The organism is Marinifilum fragile (assembly GCF_963677365.1).
Classification (GTDB): Bacteria; Bacteroidota; Bacteroidia; order Bacteroidales; family Marinifilaceae; genus Marinifilum; species Marinifilum fragile.
In genome coordinates this window covers 1,995,182-2,007,541 of record NZ_OY781962.1, presented here as the reverse complement: position 1 = coordinate 2,007,541, position 12,360 = coordinate 1,995,182, and the positions used below count along the sequence as shown (strand labels likewise).

At 36.9% G+C, this 12,360-nt stretch carries 11 protein-coding genes; 5 read left to right on the top strand and 6 right to left on the bottom strand.

Annotated features, from left to right (window positions below):
- The first annotated feature begins 3 nt into the window (after window positions 1-3).
- Entirely contained in the window at window positions 4-219 is a 216-nt protein-coding gene (locus ACKPCA_RS07960; protein WP_321282330.1) for a hypothetical protein, read from the top strand.
- Between the two features lie 115 nt (window positions 220-334).
- Complete coding sequence (locus tag ACKPCA_RS07955; protein WP_321282329.1) at window positions 335-2,305, top strand: tetratricopeptide repeat-containing sensor histidine kinase; 1,971 nt, start codon at window positions 335-337, stop codon at window positions 2,303-2,305.
- Between the two features lie 5 nt (window positions 2,306-2,310).
- Here the strand turns inward: ACKPCA_RS07955 and ACKPCA_RS07950 are convergent, their stop codons facing one another.
- Window positions 2,311-3,927 carry an amidase gene (locus ACKPCA_RS07950; RefSeq protein ID WP_321282328.1) on the bottom strand — a complete coding sequence of 539 codons (1,617 nt, stop codon included), beginning with the start codon at window positions 3,925-3,927 and terminating at the stop codon, window positions 2,311-2,313.
- Between the two features lie 373 nt (window positions 3,928-4,300).
- Here ACKPCA_RS07950 and ACKPCA_RS07945 point away from each other — a divergent pair, with 373 nt between their 5' ends.
- Window positions 4,301-5,944, top strand: a complete 1,644-nt coding sequence (locus ACKPCA_RS07945; RefSeq protein ID WP_321282327.1) for an AMP-binding protein — start codon at window positions 4,301-4,303, stop codon at window positions 5,942-5,944.
- A gap of 148 nt (window positions 5,945-6,092) precedes the next feature.
- On the opposite strand, the gene ACKPCA_RS07940 is transcribed toward ACKPCA_RS07945, so the two are convergent.
- From ACKPCA_RS07940 to ACKPCA_RS07925, 4 genes are all read right to left on the bottom strand, one after another.
- Window positions 6,093-7,301 carry a glycosyltransferase family 4 protein gene (locus ACKPCA_RS07940; protein ID WP_321282326.1) on the bottom strand — a complete coding sequence of 403 codons (1,209 nt, stop codon included), beginning with the start codon at window positions 7,299-7,301 and terminating at the stop codon, window positions 6,093-6,095.
- Window positions 7,302-7,504: 203 nt separating this feature from the next.
- On the bottom strand, window positions 7,505-8,281 hold the full coding sequence (gene mazG, locus ACKPCA_RS07935; protein ID WP_321282325.1) for a nucleoside triphosphate pyrophosphohydrolase: 777 nt from the start codon (window positions 8,279-8,281) through the stop codon (window positions 7,505-7,507).
- Window positions 8,282-8,489: 208 nt separating this feature from the next.
- Window positions 8,490-8,945: a hypothetical protein gene (locus ACKPCA_RS07930; protein ID WP_321282324.1), complete on the bottom strand. Its 456-nt coding sequence runs from the start codon at window positions 8,943-8,945 to the stop codon at window positions 8,490-8,492.
- Between the two features lie 204 nt (window positions 8,946-9,149).
- Window positions 9,150-9,446: a putative quinol monooxygenase gene (locus tag ACKPCA_RS07925; protein ID WP_321282323.1), complete on the bottom strand. Its 297-nt coding sequence runs from the start codon at window positions 9,444-9,446 to the stop codon at window positions 9,150-9,152.
- A gap of 99 nt (window positions 9,447-9,545) precedes the next feature.
- Here ACKPCA_RS07925 and ACKPCA_RS07920 point away from each other — a divergent pair, with 99 nt between their 5' ends.
- Window positions 9,546-10,544 carry a PhoH family protein gene (locus tag ACKPCA_RS07920; RefSeq protein ID WP_321282322.1) on the top strand — a complete coding sequence of 333 codons (999 nt, stop codon included), beginning with the start codon at window positions 9,546-9,548 and terminating at the stop codon, window positions 10,542-10,544.
- Between the two features lie 254 nt (window positions 10,545-10,798).
- The gene (locus ACKPCA_RS07915) at window positions 10,799-11,746 is read left to right on the top strand and encodes a phosphoribosylaminoimidazolesuccinocarboxamide synthase (RefSeq protein WP_321282321.1); all 948 of its coding nucleotides are present in this window, start codon (window positions 10,799-10,801) and stop codon (window positions 11,744-11,746) included.
- Window positions 11,747-11,952: 206 nt separating this feature from the next.
- Here ACKPCA_RS07915 and ACKPCA_RS07910 read toward each other — a convergent pair whose 3' ends face one another.
- Window positions 11,953-12,288 (bottom strand): translation initiation factor, encoded by a 336-nt coding sequence (locus tag ACKPCA_RS07910; RefSeq protein WP_054722294.1) that lies wholly within the window; start codon window positions 12,286-12,288, stop codon window positions 11,953-11,955.
- Window positions 12,289-12,360 lie beyond the last annotated feature (72 nt).

The window sequence follows — 12,360 nt, the reverse complement described above, 5'->3', positions numbered from 1 at the left end:
CCTATGAAATCGAAACTAGATCAACACATATTAGACGAAATGCATAAAGACCTTGGGAATTGGTATGGGCCATTTTATTGTAATCGAAAGGATCCTCGATTAATTGTTCCCAAATATGATCCGATGTTAGGATATACTTTCAACTTCGCCAGTAAGTATTCTCTACTGATGGTAGTATTTATAATACTGTTGATTATTGGATACCAATTTTTCTTATAGTAAAATCCTAGGATAAGGTACATCAAAGCTTGAATAAATATAGATTCAAGCTTTATTTTTGTATTACTTATCATTTATTGTGCTTTACTCAAATTAAATTCTTAACCGTTATGCCATGCTGAGTAGACGACTGATTGTCTTGTGCGTATTGTTCTTTTCAACCATCCTGATTTGTTTCAGTCAGTCAGATGGTAAAACTGTAGATCAGTTGTTCACCGAAAAGGGAGTTACGGAAGAAATACAACGGTTGACGAACGATTGTTGGCGATTGAGAGAGGTAAATTCTGATTCGGCACTTGTACTGGGAAAAAGAGCTTTGGATTTGGCCATTAAAAACAATATCCAAAATGAGTTACCGAAAATTTATGGCTTTCTGGGCGTAATTCAATTGCATTACCTATATCAAACCAAAGCATCCATTTCTAATCTTCAGAATGCATTGAAGTGTAGTTTGCAGCAAAAGGATTCCGTACAGTTGGCTTATTCCTACAACAACCTGGGGGATTTGTACCTTATGACTGGTAATGTGCCTTTGTCCTTGAGATATTCCGAATATTCGGTGGCCATGTTTGAAAAGTTAAATCATCCGACAGGGAAATCTTATTCATATGTCAATATTGGCTTGGTATATCGGGAGAAAAAAGAGTTTGATTTGGCTCTCAGCTATTTTAAAAAAGCGGCGGATTTGTGGGATGAATTGGGAGATCAGGTTGGTATTGGATCGGTTTATAGGGAAATTGCTCGTACCTATGCAATGAAAGGTGATTTGGATTCGGCAATGAATTATTATCAAAAATCGTATAGCATGGGCATTAAAGCAGAAAATGGCAGGTATGCTGCTTTTTGTTTGAATGGGATGGCCAATATTTATTATCAACGCAAAGAGTATGATAAAGCGAAGGAGTATTACACAAATGCAATTGAGCTGAATAAAAAGCAAAATCATGATTTTGGGCTTGTAGATAACTACACGGGAATTGCTTTGGTAAACGCTCGGAAAGGAAAGCAAAAGGAGGGAGAAGAATATCTTCAACTTGCAATGCATACAGCCCTTAAGCTAGGTGTGACCAAGCAAATTATTGAAGTTTCAAAAGTTTACATTGATTTTTATAAAGTACTTGGAAATTTTGAGTTGGCTACTTTAAGTTTCGAGAAGTTTCATGTTCTGTATGATTCAGTATTAACCGTTCAACAGTTTGAGATCATTAACGAAATGGAGAGGAGTTTTGAGGTTCAGTCCGATTTGACGGTTACGGAACAAGAGTTAAAAACCCAAAAGCTGTCGGAACAAAATCTGATGATTATCATTTTACTAATGATTGTGATTATAGCAGTAATGGTTTGGCGTTACAGATACAATCAAAAAATGAATCGGAAACTTGGGGAGATGAATCTAACCAAAGACAAATTGTTTTCGGTTATTTCACATGATTTAAGAAACCCATTTAATTCGTTAATCGGGTTCAGTGAACTTCTTATTACTGAGATAGAGCGAAAAGATTGTGAGAAGTCAAAAAAATATGCAAAATATATAAACCAAGCGGCTAATGAAGGATTGAAGTTGCTTACGAGTTTATTGTATTGGTCTATGTCACAGTCTGGAAAAATTCATTTTCACCCAGAAGATGTACAGTTTGAGGAAATTATCAGTGAACTAAAAGAATTCTACAATACGGATTTGAATAAAAATCAAATCGATTTGAAAGTAGAAAATGAAGTTGAGAAGGTTTTTATTGATCCAAATATTGTAAGGATTGTATTGATGAATCTGATTTCAAATGCATTGAAATATACTGAAGTCAACGGTACAATATCCCTGAGTGCCTTCCAAAATTCTTCCTCTATTCATATTAAAGTAGAAGATTCAGGAATAGGAATGTCCGAATCGTTAATCAATAAGCTGTTTAATGAGAAGAGCTTTTCACAAAGTAAGGCAGGATTGAGAGGAGAACAAGGAACGGGGCTTGGTCTGAGTGTGGTGCAAGAGTTGGTACAGATTCACAAAGGCAAGATTAAAGTGGAAAGCCAGGAAGGTCAGGGAACCACTTTTGAATTGGAGTTTCCCTGTATCCATCCTGGTGAATAGAATCTCTATTGCATAATTGTTGAATAAAATTCCGGAGCTCTTCTGTGCATGGTGTTTTGTTCATAGGAATATGCCAGTTGAATCAATTTTTCTTCGGAGAAGGCTTCTGCAAAAAAAGATATTCCAATTGGAAGACTGTGAACAAATCCGGCAGGAACAGTAATGTTTGGATAACCTGAAACCGCTGCAGGTTGACTGCTTCCTCCGCCGTAGTGGTCTCCATTCACAAGATCGATATTCCATGCAGGGCCATTGGTTGGAGCAATTAGCGCATCTACATTGTACTTTTTTAGTGTGTAATCAATGCCTAATTCGCCCGATAACTTTTTGCTCTTTGCTAATGCTTCCAAGTATTCTTTTTCATTCAAATCGCCCTTTTGATTGGCCATCTCTAATATTTCCTGACCAAACCAAGGCATTTCACGGTCCTTAAATTGCTCATTAAATTTGATAATATCATCAAGACTTTTCACAATAGGGAATTTACATTTATTCAGGTATTCGTTTAAATCATGTTTAAACTCGTAAAGTAATACTTCATACTCCTCATTGCCATATTGATTAATATTTTCAAGTTCAACATCGATTACTTCAGCTCCTGTCGCTTTAATATCTTCAATGGCTTGTTCAATGACTTTATCAACTTCTGAATGGAATCCCATCAGATCTCGAACAATTCCGATACGTTTTCCTTTTAAGGCATCCTTTTGAAGGTTGGTGCTGTAATTTATAGCCTGATTTTTATCATTTAGTGTAATTTTATCATTTTGATCTGCTCCGCTTATAACTTCCAATAAGATAGCAGCATCACGTACTGATTTGGCCATTGGTCCGGCAGTGTCTTGCGAATGAGCAATCGGAATAATACCGGTTCTGCTTACCATTCCCAAGGTAGGTTTGATGCCAACTATGCCATTGTGTCCAGATGGACAGATCACGGATCCATCGGTTTCTGTTCCTATGGCTGCAACGCATAAGTTAGCAGCAACTGCAACTCCCGACCCGGAACTTGAACCACAAGGTGATCGATCGATGACATAAGGATTGTGAGTTTGTCCTCCTCGGCCACTCCATCCACTCGATGAGCGCGTACTTCTAAAGTTGGCCCATTCACTTAAATTGGTTTTGCCCAATATTAAAGCACCCGACTTTCTTAGTTGTTTTACGATAAAAGCATCTTCTGAAGCAAAATTACCTTCCAGAGCATAAGAACCTGCAGTTGTCATCATTTTATCTGCTGTGTCGATATTATCTTTTAGTAGAATTGGAATTCCATGCAAAGCACCTCTTAAATGACCATGTTTTCTTTCTTCATCAAGCTGTCTGGCAAGTGGTAAAGCATCATGATTGATATCGATAATCGAGTTTAAACCAGGACCATTGTTATCAATTTTTTCAATTCTATCCAGATATTCTATCACCAATTCTTCACAAGTCAGTTGATCCTCAGCCATAAGCTGCTGAATTTCTGAGATGCTTTTCTCATTAAATTTAAAATCGTTAAAATTTGTGTGTTCTGTAACTTCTTTATCCAAAGTGCCGGACTTGCAGGAAGAAATTCCTAAGCTGGCCAACATTGGGGCGCCTAATGCTGATAGTGATATAAAGTGGCGACGTTTCATAGCTTAAATGGTTTTAGGTACTAACAGATAAAAAGAATCATCTATGGGAAAATGGATAGTTCTTTTTATTGCTCGCATAGAGTTTGTTTCTTGATTAGATCAATAAATGTATTAAAAAAAGAATAATTTCAAGATTTGTGAGATTAAAATATTTATGTAAGAAAATAAATCTTTGTCAAGATATTATTGCCCTATTATTAGGTGTTTAAGAAGATAAAATGATAAATAGAGAGAAAGGAAATATTATTCAAACAAGCGCTAAATGCCTAAAAAAGGTAGCTGATGAGATATTTTTTATAACTTGCAATGGAGCAAATCATTATTAAAGCCTATGCACAGTGCTTGAAATTGCTCAAACCTTAAGACCAGAAAAATGGAAAATAACAATAAATTTACATTTCCTTCTCTCTTTGAAAAATCAGTTCAAAAGTTTGGTAATTGCAATGCAATGGCTTTGGTTGGACAACAACCTTTCACCTATAAGGAGATTGATGCTACGATCAAATCGTTAATGGCATTTTACGAGAAACTTGGAATTGAACCAGGAGATAAAGTGGCACTGTTAAGTACCAACATGCCGAATTGGGGAATGGCCTATTATGCAACGGTTTTTATGGGAGCGGTTGTGGTGCCTATGTTGCCTGATTTTAGTGTTAGCGAAATTGAAAATATTCTTAAGCACTCAGAGGCAAAAGTCGTATTGGTTTCCAAAGGACTACTTCCAAAATTGGACAAAATAGAGGCAGAAAATCTACAATATAAAATTGCAATTGAGGATTACTCTATTATTGGGGAAGATGCAGCAGATTTTAAATTTGATGCTAACCTTCAAGCTGAAAAGAAATATGCAGTTGAGGAAAATGATTTGGCTGCTATTATTTATACTTCGGGAACAACAGGTAACTCAAAGGGGGTAATGTTATCGCACAAGAACATCTGTTCTAATGCCGTTCGATCTAAAACCATTCATCCAATTGATGAAACAGATCGATTTCTGTCAATACTTCCTTTATCGCATACCTACGAAAATACTTTGGGCTATGTAATTCCAATGATTGCTGGAGCATGTATCTATTATTTGGGAAAAACTCCGGTTCCTTCATTGTTAATTTCGGCATTTAAGGAGGTTAAACCTACTGTGATGTTTTCAGTCCCATTGATTATTGAGAAGATATACCAGGGGAAAGTGCTTCCATCCATCAATTCGAAAGCCATTACAAGAGTTTTGTATAAAGTGCCTTTCTTCAGAAAGAGATTAAATGCCATTGCAGGTAAAAAGCTAATGCAAACTTTTGGTGGAGAATTAACCTTCTTTGGAATTGGAGGAGCCAAGTTGAATTCGAATGTGGAAAGATTCTTGCGCGAGGCCAAATTTCCTTATGCAATTGGTTATGGATTAACGGAAACAGCTCCTTTATTGGCTGGGATTGGTCCATCGAAAACCAAATACCAATCTACGGGGCCTGCATTAATGGGGGTTGAGTTGAAAATTCACAATCCAGACCCTGTAACTCAAATTGGTGAAATTTGGGCCAAAGGAGATAACGTAATGATGGGATATTACAAAGAGCCTGAGAAAACCAAAGAGGTTTTGACCGAAGATGGTTGGTTTAAAACGGGTGATTTGGCCAAAATAGATAAGGATAACTACTTGTACATAGAAGGTAGATTGAAGAATATGATTGTTGGGGCAAGTGGGGAAAACATTTACCCGGAAGAGATTGAATCAGTAATTAACAACTTTAAGCATGTTGTTGAGTCGATTGTTGTTGAGAAAAAAGGCAAGTTGGTGGCAATGGTTCATTTTAACTATGAGGAACTTGAGCAACAATACAAACATTTGAAAAAAGAGGTGGAAAATTATGTAGATCAGACCGTTGATGAGCTGATACAAGAATTACAGGTTTATGTGAATTCTCGTGTCAACAAATTCTCACAGGTTCAGATGGTGATTGCACATGTTGATCCATTTCAAAAAACAGCAACGCATAAGATAAAACGATTTTTATATCATTAATTGGTTTCACGCTAAGGACGCTAAGAAATAATAAAAAAAGAACGCAAAGGGAGAATCGCTTTGCGTTCTTTTTTTATAGTATTACTATGGTGTAAAAGCTTTTTCTTGTTTTCCAATAGGAAGCTATAAATTAGTCATGTATCACAAGCTAATTTATTTTTAATTGATTGTAAATGTTTAGAAGGTTTTTTGTCTGATTTGCGATGTTGAACTCATTTTCTACACCATTTCTACAATCAACAGACAGTTGTTTCAATTGATCCTGATCTCTTAACAAACTTTTTAAAGCATCGCAAAGTTCTTCTTTGGTATTGTGCTCGTAAATGATTCCGCCCTTCGATTTATCAACAATTTCAGGAAATGCTCCCAACTTGGGTTGAATAACGGGTACACCTGAAGCCATACTTTCCAGGAGATACAAGCCAAAAGCCTCACCATTGCGTACAGGAACAGAAATCATTTGTACTTTGCTAAAGAAGTCATGACGTCCACTTCCATCGAAATCTTCATGGAATTCTACTTCATTCCAAAGCTTGGAATTTTTAAGCTTTTTTTCTGTTTCTTTCAATATACCTTTGTCATCACCAGTAGATCCTCCTGTAAGAACAAGTCTAACATCTTCGAATTCCTTGTCATGCTTCAAAAGGATAAATGCATCTATCATGATATCGAAGCCATTGGCTTCGCACATTCTTGAGATGTATCCGATGTTTCTTTCCTTTTCTGCAAATGCTTTTACTTTGTATTCGCTTGGTTCAACACCCAGGTGATTAATGAAGATTTTACTTTCTGGAATATCCATCTTCTCTAATGAAACTTTTGCATAAAAATCGGAAACCGCAATAAAACCATCAACCGCTTCAGCTTTCTTGCTCATTAATTTCCAGATTTTGTTTCTGAACGAATCGTTCATGGCATCCACCCAAACATCTTCATCTTGCAAGGAGCAAACAATAACAGCATCGGGAAATACTTCACGAAGCTTTGGAGCCAAACCTAATAACAAAGCATTCGATAAATGCAGTACGTCTGGTTGGAGGTGTTCTGCCATCCAACTTACCATTCGGTGTAGCTCTTCTTTCTGCTTGCCTTCTTCACCCATTAGCATGGATATGGTCATCTCTTCCAATCCTTTAGCACTGGTAGAGCCCGCCATACTCGCAGCCAATTTAAGCATGGGTTTCGAGTTAAGTAGTTTGTCTACCCAGGCAGGAGCTTTCTGGAAAATAGGGTAGAGCTGCTTCAAATAAATGCTGATGGCTCCATAAAAAACAGGAATTTCATTCAGATCATGTTCATCGGAAAACAGGGGAAGGTACATGGGCAATTTGGTTACCTGATGTCCTTGTTTTTTCATTGCCAGATAGAATTTGTCATCGCGCAAGCAATTGCCGCAATAAAAGCTGCCACCCGAGCCCGGTATGATTTGAAGAATGTTCATAGAGAAAGTTAAAAGTGTTTAAGTCTAAAGTTAAAGTTTTAAAACAAAAAATAGCGCTAAATTGTTAATTCAATTTAGCGCTGTTTTGCTTGTAGCTTGAATCTTGTAACTTGAAGCTCTTACTTATCAAATTGCTTTGCCTCTTCCCAAATTTCATCCATTTCTTCCAAATTCATCTCTTTTAGGTTTCGGCCCTGTTTTATCGTCTTACTTTCCAGGTAATTGAATCGTTTCATGAACTTCTGGTTGGTTCTTTCCAAAGCATTCTCAGGATTAACACCATACAAACGCGCAGCATTGATTAAAGAGAAGAACAGATCGCCAAATTCTTGCTCCATTTTATCCTGATCTTCCTTACGGATTTCACTTTCCACCTCACTAACTTCCTCTTTCACCTTTTCCCATACCTGTTCTTTTTCGTCCCAATCGAAACCAACACCTCGTACCTTATCCTGAATGCGGTTTGCTTTTACCAGAGCAGGTAATGACTGCGGAACTCCTTCAAGTACCGATTTGTTTCCATCTTTTTCCTTTAGCTTCAACTGTTCCCAGTTTTCTTCCACTTCTTTGGCATCGGCAACTTTGGTATCACTAAAAATGTGAGGGTGACGATAAATCAGCTTTTCGCTAATGCCATCGCAAACATCGGCAATGTCGAAATCGTTGGTTTCCGAACCAATTTTTGCGTAAAACACGATGTGAAGCAAAATATCGCCCAGTTCCTTTTTAATTTCTTGCTTGTCTCCTTTAAGAATGGAGTCTGCCAATTCGTAGGTTTCTTCAATGGTAAGGGTTCTAAGACTTTCGAATGTTTGTTTTTTATCCCAGGGACAACCTTCTCGAAGTTGATCCATTATATCCAATAAGCGCTCAAAGGCTTGTAGTTTTCTGTCCATACTTGAGTATTTGATAATCGAAATCAAAGGTAAAAAATATAAGTATTTTAAAGTAGATATTTTACCACGAAGTACACACTAAGGTTTTTCACAAAGTAACACAAAGCTGTTATCCTTAAATCCTCGGACTGAGTTTGTGTGATGATGTTAATTTCTAGTTTTATTCTCTTTGTGTGCCTTTGTGAAACTCCTTTGTTCTCCTTTGTGGTTAACCCTTCGGAAACTTCAATTCCAAACCCAATTCTGATGCAATTTCTTTTGCCATAGGTTCCAGTTTTTCCTGTGTGTCCGATAGCAGAACAATTCTTTCATGTGGCATCATAAGCAGAAGTTTTTGTACCACATTGGTTTCGTTTCGAGCTATGGAAAGTACTGCCATTCCTTTGGTTTCACGTGTGTGAATAATTTGCAAGTGTGTAGCTTTCGATAAATCAGTCCAGGAGCCCAAACGCAAACCCAACAAGCCTGTGTATTTCTGGAATCGCCTATTTTCAGCATCTATTAGTAAACCCGAATGGGTAAATAAGAAAGGAATGGAGAGAATAATAGCCGCGATTCCTTGGTAAGTTTCGCTAATGGTTAAGGCAATCCCGATTATAAGTAAGGTAATGCCCAGCATAAAAAAGTTAAGGGGAAGACGTTCGGTTTTATAGGTTAGTATCATTTGGGTAAGGGTTAGTTTAGTTGTACTAAGTTATAAAAAATATGATTAATAAGTACTCCCAAAGTTGGGGAGACTTGAAGTGAACTTATTGAAGCTTTCCTAAATGTAAATCTCTCACCATAATTTTATACTTATTTGTGCATTTACACTTCAAACGCTAATTCTTGTTGTTGGTCTTTTTCTGAATCAAGTTCCCTTGTGTATCTACTGAATGTTATTGGTGTCCTTCATACTCCATGCTTGGGGTTTGTTGGCAAACCATTGTTTTACCTGGCTCCAATTGCCACGAAAAAAATCGGATTCACGGTAAATGTTTAATGCCAATTCGGATTCCCAATGACTTACCGTAAAGAAGATGGAAGGGTTGTTTTGATCCTGTAAAACCTGAAGGTAGGAACATCCTTCGAAAGCCAAGATATCAGCTTTTTCGTTTTCGGTTAGCTCTTTAAAAGCGTTGATGTGTTTAGGAAGAATTTCAAGTTTCACAAAACGAATAATCATGGGAATTTTATTTGCTAAATTTTCACATATAATCGGTTCACAAATCAGAATTAATAACTAATTTGGGAGCTCAAATGTAATGAATATTGAAAGAACTATATGATAGAAAAGAGTATATCTTTAGGGGTAATTGACCCTCTTGAATTTTATGGAATTAACAATGCAAAATTTGAAGTTGTAAGAGAGATGTTTCCGAAGCTTAAAATTGTTGGCCGAGGAAATGAAATCATCGCAAGTGGAGAGGAAAAAATACTTGAAGTATTCGAGGAAAAAATCAATTTGTTGATTCAACATTACAATCAATACAATGTTCTTACTCTTTCTAATATCAAAAGAATAATTCTTGAAAATAATCCGGGAATTAAAGACCCTGATGATCCTGAAAGTGTAATTATTTTTGGGAATAACGGGAAAATTATTCGTGCTAAAACAACCAATCAGCGCAAGCTGGTAGAAAAAACAGCAAAAAACGATATGGTGTTTGCCGTAGGTCCTGCAGGATCGGGTAAAACTTATACAGCCATAGCCTTGGCGGTTAAAGCCCTGCGCAATCAAGAAGTAAAACGTATTATTCTGAGCCGTCCTGCGGTTGAGGCGGGAGAAAACCTTGGATTCCTTCCTGGCGATTTGAAGGAAAAGATTGATCCATATTTGCAACCACTTTACGATGCTTTGCTGGATATGATTCCACCTAGAAAACTAGCTGATTATTTGGAAGCTGAGGTCATTCAAATTGCTCCTTTGGCGTACATGCGTGGTAGAACCTTAAATGATGCTTTTGTGATATTGGATGAGGCTCAAAATACAACTACCAAGCAGCTTAAGATGTTCTTAACTCGTATGGGAACCAGTGGCAAATTTATGATTACAGGTGATATCACCCAGATTGATTTGCCGCGCAAGCAACAATCTGGTTTGATTCAGGCATTCAGAATTCTTCGGAAGATCAAAGGAATTGCAATGGTTGAGTTTGATAGCTCGGATATCATTCGCCACCGATTGGTAAAGGAAATTGTTGCCGCTTACGAGAAGGAGGATGAAAGACTAGAGCAAAAAATAAAAGAGAGAAAGCTGGAGGAGGAAAAAAAGGAAGAGTAGATAGTTGTTATCTATTCAGTTGCGCTCTGAAACTTGAGGCTTGTAGCATGTAACCGGATGCTTGTAAATGTTTGTTGTCTTTTAAAATTTGATGTTTGAAATTTGAAGCTTATTTTTCTGTAACAAATTCGACAAATGTTCTTTTATACAATTTTAGATTTCCATATATTCGCAACAAGTTAAAAATAACTATTGGCTAATGGCTGTTAGTTAAAATTAAACCGTTTTATAAATTATTTGAATTTTTTGGAGCAATGAAAGAAGCTATTGTTAAAACAGATTTTAATTTTCCGAATCAGAAAAATGTTTACAAGGGTAAGGTAAGAGACGTTTATAATATCAACGACGAATATCTTGCAATGGTTGTTTCGGATCGTATTTCAGCATTTGATGTTGTATTGCCTAAAGGAATTCCTTTTAAAGGTCAGGTTTTAAACCAAATTGCAGAACGCTTCTTAGATGCAACTGCAGATATTGTTCCAAACTGGAAAATTGCTACTCCAGACCCAATGGTAACTATTGGTCATTTGGCAGAGCCATTTATGGTTGAAATGGTAATTCGTGGTTACCTAACAGGACATGCTTGGAGAGAATACAAGGCTGGTAAAAGAACATTATGTGGTGTGCCACTTCCTGAAGGAATGGTTGAAAACCAAAAGTTCGAAAAGCCAATTATTACACCAACTACCAAAGCTTTAGAAGGTCACGATGAGGATATTTCAAGAGAAGAGATCTTGGAGAAGGGTATCGTAAGCAAAGAAGATTACGAAGCTCTTGAGAAGTACACAATGGCATTGTTCCAAAGGGGTACTGAGATTGCGGCTGAAAAAGGTTTGATTTTGGTGGATACCAAATATGAGTTTGGTAAGAAAGATGGTAAAATCTACTTGATTGACGAAATTCATACTCCTGATTCATCACGTTATTTCTATACAGAAGGTTACGAAGAGCGTTTGGCAAATGGCGAAGCTCAAAAGCAATTGTCAAAAGAGTTCGTTCGCGAGTGGTTAATGGAAAATGGATTCCAAGGTAAGGAAGGACAAGTAGTTCCTGAAATGGATGAAGAAAGAATTAATCAAATTTCGGAGCGTTACATTGAGTTGTACGAGCAAATTATTGGTGAGAAATTCGTTAAGGCTGAAGCAACAGGTGTTAAGGATAGAATTGAAAAGAATATCGCAGCTTGTTTGAAAGAAATTTAATACCATTTTGATGATAAAATGTCTTAGGTATTATGCCGATGGATTTCTAAAGGCGCAATGGGAGTGAAGCGAAGCAATGCGGCATTTTAGAAACAAATCGGTATAAGATTTGAAAAATAAGATAAGTAAACCCCGAAATCCTTGGATTTCGGGGTTTTTATTTTGTTGAGACGCACGGCCGTGCGTCTCTATAACAATCATTGAAATCATCCACCAACACGCTTTGCCTGGTAACCTTCTGATTTTAGGATATCCATAATCTTATCTCGGTGATCACCTTGAATCAAAATTTCTCCATCCTTAACGGAGCCACCAACACCACATTTCGATTTTAGCATTTTTCCCAATTCTTTTAGATCATCAGGATCTCCCACAAAACCTTCGACTAAAGTAACCGCTTTTCCTTTGCGTTGCTTTTTGTCAAGCATTACCTTTAATTTTTGCTGATTAGGAGGAAGCGTTTCCTCTACAAAATTTTCTTCATATTCATACTCATAATCAGGATTCGTGGAATACACGATATTTTTTTTCTTTTTAGCCATAACAAAAAAGGATAAAGTTTAAAGTAATAAGTATAAAGCTTGCGGGAGTTTCATTCATCTCCGAACTTTATA